Below are 10,123 nucleotides of genomic sequence, written 5' to 3'. Positions count from 1 at the left end.
AAACCATCTTGCCGTTCCGGGCCAGGGAGGCGCATTCTACAGGACTAAACCCCTGTGTCAACGCCTTCCGTTCAATCTGTTCTCACCGGTCACTGGCTGTTCGAAACCGTGTCCGAACCACCCTGGCGGTGAAGAGGTGCGCATTATAGGCCGGCCAGATTCACCGTCAAGACCCATTGCAACATTTTTGCCATAAAAAACCCTGCTCGAAAGCAGGGTTCTTATTACATCCGCACTCAGAAGCAGTCTTCGACCGACTTCAGCGGATAGTGTGCCGGGTACGGCAACTGCGCGACACCACTGTCGACCGCCGCCTGGGCCACTGCTGCCGGTACCTTCTCGATCAGGCGCACATCCATCGGCTTGGGAATGATGTAGTCGCGACCGAACTCCAGGTTGATGCCGCCGTAGGCCTGGGAAACATAGTCCGGCACCGGCTCCTTGGCCAGTTCGCGAATGGCGTGCACCGCAGCCATCTTCATTTCCTCATTGATGCGTGTGGCACGGACGTCCAGCGCACCGCGGAAGATGAACGGGAAGCCCAGCACGTTGTTGACCTGGTTCGGGTAGTCGGAGCGGCCGGTAGCCATGATCACGTCGGGACGAGAAGCGTGAGCCAGCTCAGGGCTGATCTCCGGGTCCGGGTTGGAGCAGGCGAACACCACGGGGTTTTCCGCCATCAGCTTCAGCTCGGCCGGTTGCAACAGGTTCGGACCGGACAGACCAACGAATACATCCGCCCCTTTCATCGCGTCGGACAGGGTCCGCTTGTCGGTTTCGGAGGCGAAGATCGCCTTGTGCTCATTCAGGTCGTCGCGCCCGGCATGAATCACGCCCTTGCGGTCGACCATGAAGATGTTCTCGATGGCCGCACCCAGGCTGACCAGCAGCTTCATGCAGGCAATCGCTGCCGCACCGGCACCCAGGCAGACGATCCTGGCATCTTCCAGCTTCTTGTCGGCCAGTTCCAGGGCGTTGATCATGGCTGCCGCGGTCACGATGGCAGTACCATGCTGGTCGTCATGGAATACCGGGATATCGCACTGCTCGATCAGCGCACGCTCGATCTCGAAGCACTCCGGCGCCTTGATATCCTCGAGGTTGATACCACCGAAGGTGCAGGAAATGCGTTTGACGGTATCGATGAAGGCCTGCGGACTTTCTGCCTCGACTTCGATATCGAAGACATCGACCCCGGCAAAGCGCTTGAACAGCACGCCCTTGCCTTCCATGACCGGCTTGGAGGCCAGCGGTCCCAGGTTGCCCAGACCGAGAATCGCGGTGCCGTCGGAAATCACCGCCACCAGATTGCCCTTGCCGGTGTATTTGAAGGCATTGTCCGGATCCTTGGCGATTTCACGCACAGGTTCTGCAACACCCGGACTGTAAGCCAGCGCCAGATCACGCGCAGTGGCAGTAGGCTTGGTCAGCTCGACGCTCAGCTTACCCGGACGCGGGTTGGCATGGTATTCGAGCGCATCAGTTCTCAGATCAGACATGATTACATCTTCCGGTCAAGTGGCTTATTGCGAACGATCGAGAATACAGAAAAGCCCCACCCCTCACAAGATGATTCATGCCATCTTGCCAGCCGGCCAGTTGTAGCGATTCAAGGGCTTTTTCGGCGATTCGCTCCGATCATTCAAGATGGGCCAGCCGCCATTCCAGCAGCGGCAACATGAAACGCTTGTGTCCACGGCGAGACGACCCCCGATCCACCACCCAGCCACGCACCTCCAGCTCCCGCCCGCGCCAGCTGGCAATGCCGGCAGCCCCGGGAAGATCGACGGGCAGACGCAGCACCAGCGGCCCGTCCAGCTCGACCCAGATATGACGACCCTGGGTCTGCACCGTCACGATGCACCCACGGATCAGCTGGAATCCACCCTGGCTCACCTCGGCCGCACGCTTGACCGGTGCCTGTTGCCAGACGCCCAGGCGCTGGCGGCGCGCCTGTCTTTCCTGCTGCAGATGGCAGTCGAGCAGTGTCACATTGGGCGGGATACCCACGGCGAAACCCAACCCCTGGCGCAGCAACTGGGCTTCGATATTGGCGCCCTGGGCATCGAACAGGTGTCCCAGCGTGCGGCCATAGTTGTCCCTGGCATCCTCGCCGACCAGCAAACGCAGCCCGGTCTTGCCGACCAGGCGCTGCAATTCGCTCCTGGCCTTTTGCGCATAGGGCTCGGAAGGCGCTCCCCGGCGTCCGATTTCCGGTGTATTGACACCGATCAGGCGTACCCGCCGGCCATCGACCAACTCCAGCGTATCGCCATCGATCACGCGACTGCTGACCACCCGCTCGCCGATATCGGGCAGCGAACAGCTGTCGGCAAGCGCCGCCGTGTTCAACAGGCAGACAATAAAAAAGGCGCCCCAGAGGAGCGCCTTCTTCGAACCGGACAGTGCCATCAACGGCCTGCCTGATCTTACTTCTTGCTGCTGACAGCACCGAAACGCTGGTTGAAGCGCTCGATACGGCCGCCGGTGTCGAGCACCTTCTGCTTGCCGGTGTAGAACGGGTGGCAAGCGGAGCAAACGTCCAGATAGATGCTCTTGCCCAGGGTGGAGCGGGTCTTGATGACGTTGCCGCAACCACAGGTGGCTTCGATTTCTTCGTATGCAGGATGCAGATCAGCTTTCATGGGTGATTCCTCGGTTTTGTGTGCCGCCACCGGACCAACCTGATCAGGCACCGCACTGTGTGATTCTATCCGGCACCGAAACAATCGCATGGACCGGAAAATAGGCCGGCGATAATAACAGAATTCCGCCATCACGCAAGCATTACGGGTGTTCCCGCCGGACACTGCATATCCAGGCGGCCAATGCTAACATCAGCGCTCCCCCAGAGAAGGACATCGCCCGCCGTGCCAGCCCCGATTATCCAGGTTGCCCTACCCTCGCCCCTGCGCCGGTTGTTCGACTATCGCGCACCAGCGGGCGCGCACCCGGATGAGCTGCAGGTCGGACTGCGGGTCAGCGTGCCCTTTGGCAACCGGCAGCTGGTTGGCCTGATTGCCGGCATCACCGATCAATCCAGCGTACCGGCCAGCAAGCTCAAACGCGCCAGCGAACTGCTGGATCGCACACCCTTGCTGCCCGACAGCCTGTGGCGCCTGTGCAGCTGGACCGCCAGCTATTACCAGCATGGCCTCGGCGATACCCTGAGCAGCGCACTGCCGGTACTGCTGCGCCGTGGCGAACCGGCCCTGGCACGCCAGGATATGCTCTGGCAACTGCTGCCCGGCGCCTATCCCGAGCATCCGGCGGTCGGCCGCGCGCCGAAACAGAAGGAAGCGGTGCAGGTCCTGGCCAAGCATCCGCACGGCCTGTCCCACGCACTGATCAGCCAGTGGGGGCTGACCCGCGACGCCCTCGAAGCCCTGGAACGCAAGGGGCTGGCGCAGCGTATCAGCCAGTCGCCGCACCATGTCAGCGAGCCGCAGCCTTTATTGAAGGAGCCGCCGCTGCAACCCAACACCGAGCAGCAGGCGGCGCTGGACCGCATCCTGGCCGCTGACGGCTTTAACGCCTGGCTGCTGGAAGGAGTGACCGGCAGCGGCAAGACCGAGATTTACCTGCAGGCCATCGAGCATTGCCTGCAGCAGCAGCGCCAGGCCCTGGTGCTGATCCCCGAGATCGGCCTGACACCGCAGACGCTGGAACGCTTCCGCCGCCGCTTCAACGTACCTGTGGTGATCCTGCACTCGGGCCTGAATGACCGCGAACGACTGGATGCCTGGATCGCCGCCCGCGACGGCGAGGCGAGCATCGTCATAGGCACGCGCTCGGCGATTTTCACGCCACTGGCACGCCCGGGCCTGATCATCGTCGATGAAGAACATGACCTGTCCTATAAACAGCAGGACGGCCTGCGCTACAACGCCCGGGATCTGGCGGTATATCGTGCCCACCTGGAGCAGGTCGGCATCATTCTCGGCTCAGCCACACCGTCCTTCGAGAGCCTGCACAACGTGCAGCGTGGACGCTACCAGCGCCTGCGCCTGACCCAGCGCGCCGGCAACGCCAGCCCGCCGCGCTTCCAGTGCCTGGATATCCGCAGCCGCCCGCTGGAGGGTGGCATGTCGCGCCCGCTGATCCAGCTGATGGGCGAGCACCTGCGCCAGGGCAACCAGGTGCTGGTGTTCATCAACCGGCGCGGTTTCGCGCCGACGCTGATGTGCCACGACTGCGGCTGGATGGCCGAGTGCCGGCGCTGTGACGCGCGCATGACCCTGCACCAGTCGCCGGCGCAACTGCATTGCCACCACTGCGGCAGCCAGCGCAGCGTGGACCGCAGCTGCCCGAAGTGCCAGGGCCAGGACCTACGCCCCATCGGCGCCGGCACCGAGCGCACCGAGGAGCACCTGCTGAGCTGTTTTCCGGACTTCCCGGTGCTGCGTATCGATCGTGACAGCATGGCGCGCAAGCAGGCCATGCAGAACATGCTGGCGCGCATCCAGAGCGGCGAGCCGTGCCTACTGGTCGGCACGCAGATGCTCGCCAAGGGGCATCACTTCCCTGACGTCACCCTGGTCGCCATCCTGGATGCCGACGGCGGGCTGTTCTCCGCCGACTTTCGCGGCCCCGAACGCATGGCCCAGATGATCATCCAGGTGGCCGGGCGCGCCGGCCGGGCGGACAAGCCGGGGCAGGTGATGATCCAGACCCACATGGCCGAGCATCAGCTGCTGCTGGACCTGACCGAGCACGACTACAGCCGCTTCGCCGAACGCGAACTGGCCGCACGCCAGGCGGCGCAACTGCCGCCCTACAGCTTCATGGCGCTGCTGCGTGCCGAGTCCAACGCCGCGGCGCAGACCAACCAGTTTCTCGACGCCGCCTGCGAGCTGGCCGAACAGATCGCTGCCGGGCATCAACTCGACGGTGTCGAGCTGCTCGGCCCGGTACCCTCGCCCATGGAGCGCCGCGCCGGGCGCTATCGCGCGCAACTGCTGGTGATGGCCGGACAACGCTCAGGCCTGCACCAGTTGCTGCATATGTGGCTGCCGGCACTGGAGCAGCACCCGCTGGCCCGCCGCGTGCGCTGGTCGATCGACGTCGACCCGCTGGACATGTTCTGACAGAGGGATTTGGCAAGCCGGCTGTTAAGTCGGATAATGCCGGGTTTTCCACAGGCCGTTGCCGGAATCCTCACTACCCATGAAAAACCTGATCAGCCAGTTGCTCGCCAGCGCCATCAGCACCCTGCAGACCCGCGGTGTGCTCCCCACCGATATCAGCCCGAACATCCAGGTGGAGACCGCCCGCGACAAAAGCCATGGCGACTTCGCCAGCAACCTGGCGATGACCCTGGCCAAGCCCTCCGGCATGAAGCCACGCGACCTGGCCGAACAGATCATCGCCGCCCTGCCGCCGAGCGAGGCCGTGGCCCAGGTGAGCATTGCCGGTCCCGGCTTCATCAACTTCTTCCAGGACCGCGAGTGGCTGGCCGCCCAGTTGCAGCAGGCGCTGGATGACCCGCAGCTGAACGTCCCCCGGGCCGATCCGGCGCAGCGCGTGGTGGTGGACTACTCCTCACCCAACCTGGCCAAGGAGATGCACGTCGGCCACCTGCGCTCGACCATCATCGGCGACGCCGTGGCACGGCTGCTGGAGTTTCTCGGGCATGAGGTGATCCGCCAGAACCATGTCGGCGACTGGGGCACCCAGTTCGGCATGCTGCTGGCCTACCTGGAAGAGAACAGCGTTGCCGCCGAGGCCGAACTGGGCGACCTGGAGAACTTCTACCGCCAGGCCAAGAAGCGTTTCGACGAAAGCCCCGAGTTCGCCGACCGGGCGCGCCAGCGGGTGGTGCAGCTGCAGGCCGGTGATGCCGAGTGCCTGGCGCTGTGGAACCGCTTCAACAGTATTTCCCTGGGGCACTGCCAGGCCGTGTACGACCGCCTAGGCGTCAGCCTGACTCCGGCCGATGTACGCGGCGAAAGCGCCTACAACGACCAGCTTGCCGATGTGGTCGACAGCCTGCAGCAGGCCGGCCTGCTGACCGAAAGCGAAGGGGCGCGCTGCGTGTTTCTCGATGAATTCAGAAACAGCGAGGACAAGCCCCTGCCGGTGATCGTGCAGAAGGCCGGCGGCGGCTATCTGTACGCCACCACCGACCTGGCCGCCATGCGCTATCGTCACCAGGTACTGCACGCCGATCGCGTGCTGTATTTCGTCGACCAGCGCCAGGCCCTGCACTTCCAGCAGGTGTTCGCGGTCGCGCGCAAGGCCGGCTTCGTCTCGGCGGACATGCAGCTCGAGCACATGGGCTTCGGCACCATGAACGGCGCCGATGGCAAGCCGTTCAAGACCCGCGACGGCGGCACCGTGAAGCTGATCGACCTGCTCGACGAGGCCGAACAGCGCGCCTATGAGCTGGTCAGGCAGAAGAACCCGGAGCTGGGCAGTGACGAGCTGCAGCAGATTGCCCGGGCAGTGGGCATCGGCGCGGTCAAGTACGCCGACCTGTCCAAGCACCGCAGCAGCGACTACAACTTCAACTTCGAACAGATGCTCAGCTTCGAGGGTAATACCGCGCCCTACCTGATGTACGCCTATACCCGGGTGGCCAGCGTGTTCCGCAAGATCGACCGGGACATGGCACAACTGGATGACCTGGCCCCATTGGTGCTGCAGGAGGAGCCGGAGATCGACCTGGCCGCGCACCTGGCGCAGTTCGGCAGCCTGCTGCAGTACGTGGCCCGGGAAGGCACGCCGCATTCACTGTGCCATTACCTGTACGAGCTGGCCGGACGCTTCTCCAGCTTCTACGAGAACTGCCCGATCCTGGCGGCCGAGCAGCCGCAGCAGCGTGACAGTCGTCTGCGCCTGGCGGCACTGACTGGACGCACCCTGCGCCAAGGCCTTAACCTGCTGGGCATCACTACCCTGGAGCGCATGTAAGTCGCATGGCCAAAGCACGCAAAGCCCCCCGCCGCGGCGCCAGCCGCGCCCGACCGAAGACCAGCCGTCGCATTCCCGCCTGGCTGATTGCCGTATGCGGGGCCGTCGCCGGCCTGTTCATCGCTTTCCTGTTCCAGCTGGAACCGGGCCGCGACAGCGTCAAGCGCGACACTGCTGTGCCGCAGCCAGTGACCCCGCCGCCGGCCAAACCCAGGGAGCAGAACCCCAGCTACGACTTCTATACCCTGCTGCCCGAGTCGGAAGTGGTCACCCCGAGGCCGCGTCCCACGCCGCCACCGCCGCCCCCTCCGGCAGCCAAGCCCGAGCCCGCCGCCAAGGCCGAGCCGCGCACCCGCTACTATCTGCAGGCCGGGTCGTTCCGCCAGCGCAGCGAGGCGGACCGGGTGCGCGCGCAGATCATCCTGATGGGACTGGATGCGCGCCTGGAAGACGCCAAGCTGGCCAATGGCGAAGTCTGGCACCGGGTCCAGGTCGGGCCCTTCGCCGACCAGGGCAAGCTGACCCAGGCCGAGCAGACCCTGGCCGGCAACGGCTTCAGCAACCTGCTGCGCCAGCAACGCACCACGCCCTGAAGACCTCCATCCGTGCCGCCGGCGACCAGCCGTCGGCACGAACCTCCCGGCCCGCTCCGGGATCTTGAATTCTCCCCGCCCCATCCCCAGATAACAGCTACGACAGACAGCACGCATGACGTGCTGCCCGCCATTCAGAACAGCCAACAGGAGCTGCGCGTGACTACAATCGTTTCAGTACGCCGCCACGGCAAAGTGGTAATCGGTGGTGATGGCCAGGTCTCGCTGGGCAATACCGTCATGAAGGGCAATGCCCGCAAGGTCCGCCGCCTGTACCATGACCAGGTGATCGCCGGATTCGCCGGTGGCACCGCCGACGCCTTCACCCTGTTCGAGCACTTCGAGGCGCAACTGGAAAAACACCAGGGGCACCTGGTGCGTGCCGCCGTGGAAATGGCCAAGGAGTGGCGGACCGACCGCACCCTGCGCCGCCTCGAAGCACTGCTGGCCGTGGCCAACAAGGATGCCTCGCTGATCATCACCGGCAACGGCGATGTGCTCGAGCCCGAGGAGGGCCTGATCGCCATCGGCTCCGGCGGCGCCTACGCCCAGTCGGCCGCCCGCGCGCTGTTGCGGCATACCGAGCTGTCAGCCCGGGAGATCGTCGAATCGGCACTGAACATCGCCGGCGAGATCTGCATCTACACCAACCAGAATCAGACCATCGAGGAGCTGGACGCCAACTCCTGAGGCGTTCGGAAGCAAGCACATGTCCATGACACCCCGCGAAATCGTCCATGAACTGGACCGTCACATCATTGGTCAGCAGGATGCCAAGCGCGCCGTGGCCATCGCCCTGCGCAACCGCTGGCGGCGCCAGCAGCTGCCCGAGGCGCTGCGCCACGAAGTGACGCCGAAGAATATCCTGATGATCGGCCCCACCGGCGTCGGCAAGACCGAAATCGCCCGCCGCCTGGCCCGCCTGGCGCAGGCGCCCTTCATCAAGGTCGAGGCGACCAAGTTCACCGAGGTCGGCTACGTCGGTCGCGATGTCGAGTCGATCATCCGCGATCTGGTCGACGCCGCATTGAAGATGCTGCGCCAGCAGGAAATGACCAAGATGGGCCACCGCGCCGAGGATGCCGCCGAAGAGCGCATTCTCGATGCCCTGCTGCCGCCACCCCGCCAGGGCGCCAGCGAGCAACCGGCACGGGAAGACAGCAGCACCCGCCAGCTGTTCCGCAAGCGCCTGCGCGAAGGCCAGCTGGATGACAAGGAAATCGAGATCGACGTGGCCGACACACCGGTGGGCGTGGAGATCATGGCACCGCCCGGCATGGAGGAGATGACCAGCCAGCTGCAGAACATGTTCTCCAGCTTCGGCAAGAACAAGCGCAAGACCCGCACGCTCAAGGTCAGCGAAGCCTTCAAGCTGATCCGTGACGAGGAAGCGGCACGCCTGGTCAACGAGGAGGACCTCAAGGGCCGCGCCATCGAGGCGGTCGAGCAGAACGGTATCGTGTTCCTCGACGAGATCGACAAGGTCAGCAAGCGCGCCAACAGCGGCAGCGGCGCCGACGTCTCTCGCGAGGGCGTGCAGCGTGACCTGCTGCCGCTGATCGAAGGCTGCACAGTCAATACCAAGTTCGGCATGGTACGCACCGACCACATCCTGTTCATCGCCTCCGGCGCCTTCCACCTGACCAAGCCGTCGGACCTGATCCCCGAGCTGCAGGGGCGATTGCCGATCCGCGTGGAACTCAAGTCGCTGTCACCGGACGACTTCAAGCGCATCCTGACCGAACCCGATGCCTCGCTCACCGAGCAGTATCGCGCGCTGCTGCAGACCGAGGGTCTGGAGCTGGAATTCGCCGATGACGCCATTGCCCGGCTGGCGGAGATCGCCTGGCAGGTCAACGAGAAAACCGAGAATATCGGTGCCCGTCGCCTGCACACGGTGCTCGAGCGACTGCTGGAGGAGGTGTCGTTCAGCGCCGGCGACCTGGCGTCCAGGCAGGATGGTGAGAAACTGGTCATCGATGCGGCCTATGTGAACCAGCATCTGGGCGAGCTGGCGGTCAATGAAGACCTGTCACGCTATATTCTGTAACCACTAGGCAGGCCCGCCATGAGCACACCGATACCGAGCAAGATCAAACTGCACAAGGCCTCCCGCATCCTGGAACTGCGCTATGCCGATGGCCGCGGTTTCGAGCTGCCGGCCGAGTTCCTGCGCGTGCACTCGCCGTCGGCGGAGGTACAGGGCCATGGCCGGCCGGTGCTACAGACCGGCAAGCAGAACGTGGCGCTGGTCGGTGTCGAGCCGGCCGGCAACTATGCGCTCAAGCTGATATTCGATGATGGCCACGACAGCGGCCTGTACAGCTGGGACTACCTGTACCAGTTGGGCGAGCGGCAGGAGTCATTGTGGCAGGACTATCTGGAACAGCTGCGCGCCGCCGGTGCCAGTCGTGACCCGGACGTGTCGGTGGTACGGGTCATGCTCTGAAGAGGTGCATGCCATAGTACAGCGAGCCGGTGATTCCGTGCCCATGGATTGCTTCACCGCTTCGCGGTTCGCAATGACGTGAAGTTATTGTAGGAGATTCTATGGTTCCAGGCAACCCCTTATTCTGCTGTTTTTGGCTGGTAGGTTGTCTGGTTCTGCATCAGCGCAA

General features: G+C 64.1%; 9 protein-coding genes. 6 read left to right on the top strand and 3 right to left on the bottom strand.

All coding sequences use genetic code 11. The features are described 5' to 3' along the window. Positions 1-236 precede the first annotated feature (236 nt). From H6X51_RS19610 to rpmE, 3 genes are all read right to left on the bottom strand, one after another. On the bottom strand, positions 237-1,499 hold the full coding sequence (locus H6X51_RS19610; protein WP_185269111.1) for a malic enzyme-like NAD(P)-binding protein: 1,263 nt from the start codon (positions 1,497-1,499) through the stop codon (positions 237-239). A gap of 139 nt (positions 1,500-1,638) precedes the next feature. Then, positions 1,639-2,412, bottom strand: coding sequence for a thermonuclease family protein (locus H6X51_RS19605; RefSeq protein WP_185269110.1), 774 nt, complete (start codon positions 2,410-2,412; stop codon positions 1,639-1,641). A gap of 17 nt (positions 2,413-2,429) precedes the next feature. Further along, positions 2,430-2,645, bottom strand: coding sequence for a 50S ribosomal protein L31 (gene rpmE, locus H6X51_RS19600; RefSeq protein WP_036991287.1), 216 nt, complete (start codon positions 2,643-2,645; stop codon positions 2,430-2,432). Between the two features lie 225 nt (positions 2,646-2,870). Here rpmE and H6X51_RS19595 point away from each other — a divergent pair, with 225 nt between their 5' ends. The 6 genes from H6X51_RS19595 to H6X51_RS19570 all read left to right on the top strand — a co-directional run bounded on the left by H6X51_RS19595 (position 2,871) and on the right by H6X51_RS19570 (position 9,954). After that, complete coding sequence (locus H6X51_RS19595; protein WP_185269109.1) at positions 2,871-5,087, top strand: primosomal protein N'; 2,217 nt, start codon at positions 2,871-2,873, stop codon at positions 5,085-5,087. A 79-nt stretch (positions 5,088-5,166) separates the two neighbouring features. Continuing rightward, positions 5,167-6,912 carry an arginine--tRNA ligase gene (gene argS, locus H6X51_RS19590; protein WP_185269108.1) on the top strand — a complete coding sequence of 582 codons (1,746 nt, stop codon included), beginning with the start codon at positions 5,167-5,169 and terminating at the stop codon, positions 6,910-6,912. Positions 6,913-6,917: 5 nt separating this feature from the next. Beyond that, positions 6,918-7,505 carry an SPOR domain-containing protein gene (locus H6X51_RS19585; protein ID WP_185269107.1) on the top strand — a complete coding sequence of 196 codons (588 nt, stop codon included), beginning with the start codon at positions 6,918-6,920 and terminating at the stop codon, positions 7,503-7,505. A 159-nt stretch (positions 7,506-7,664) separates the two neighbouring features. Beyond that, on the top strand, positions 7,665-8,195 hold the full coding sequence (gene hslV / locus H6X51_RS19580) for an ATP-dependent protease subunit HslV (protein WP_185269106.1): 531 nt from the start codon (positions 7,665-7,667) through the stop codon (positions 8,193-8,195). A gap of 19 nt (positions 8,196-8,214) precedes the next feature. Beyond that, complete coding sequence (gene hslU / locus H6X51_RS19575; RefSeq protein WP_185269105.1) at positions 8,215-9,555, top strand: ATP-dependent protease ATPase subunit HslU; 1,341 nt, start codon at positions 8,215-8,217, stop codon at positions 9,553-9,555. Between the two features lie 18 nt (positions 9,556-9,573). After that, on the top strand, positions 9,574-9,954 hold the full coding sequence (locus H6X51_RS19570; RefSeq protein WP_185269104.1) for a gamma-butyrobetaine hydroxylase-like domain-containing protein: 381 nt from the start codon (positions 9,574-9,576) through the stop codon (positions 9,952-9,954). Positions 9,955-10,123: the final 169 nt, after the last annotated feature.

Origin of the sequence: Halopseudomonas xiamenensis (assembly GCF_014219065.1) — a bacterium.
Classification (GTDB): Bacteria; Pseudomonadota; Gammaproteobacteria; order Pseudomonadales; family Pseudomonadaceae; genus Halopseudomonas; species Halopseudomonas xiamenensis.
Note: the sequence above shows the minus strand (reverse complement) of the source record. Positions and strands in the feature narration are given on the sequence as shown.

Excerpts from the sequence above, each read along its gene's own strand:
- H6X51_RS19610 (WP_185269111.1), bottom strand. The coding sequence starts at position 1,499 with ATGTCTGATCTGAGAACTGATGCGCTCGAATACCATGCCAACCCGCGT.
- H6X51_RS19605 (WP_185269110.1), bottom strand. The coding sequence starts at position 2,412 with ATGGCACTGTCCGGTTCGAAGAAGGCGCTCCTCTGGGGCGCCTTTTTT.
- rpmE (WP_036991287.1), bottom strand. The coding sequence starts at position 2,645 with ATGAAAGCTGATCTGCATCCTGCATACGAAGAAATCGAAGCCACCTGT.
- H6X51_RS19585 (WP_185269107.1), top strand. The coding sequence starts at position 6,918 with ATGGCCAAAGCACGCAAAGCCCCCCGCCGCGGCGCCAGCCGCGCCCGA.
- H6X51_RS19570 (WP_185269104.1), top strand. The coding sequence starts at position 9,574 with ATGAGCACACCGATACCGAGCAAGATCAAACTGCACAAGGCCTCCCGC.
- hslU (WP_185269105.1), top strand. The coding sequence starts at position 8,215 with ATGTCCATGACACCCCGCGAAATCGTCCATGAACTGGACCGTCACATC.
- argS (WP_185269108.1), top strand. The coding sequence starts at position 5,167 with ATGAAAAACCTGATCAGCCAGTTGCTCGCCAGCGCCATCAGCACCCTG.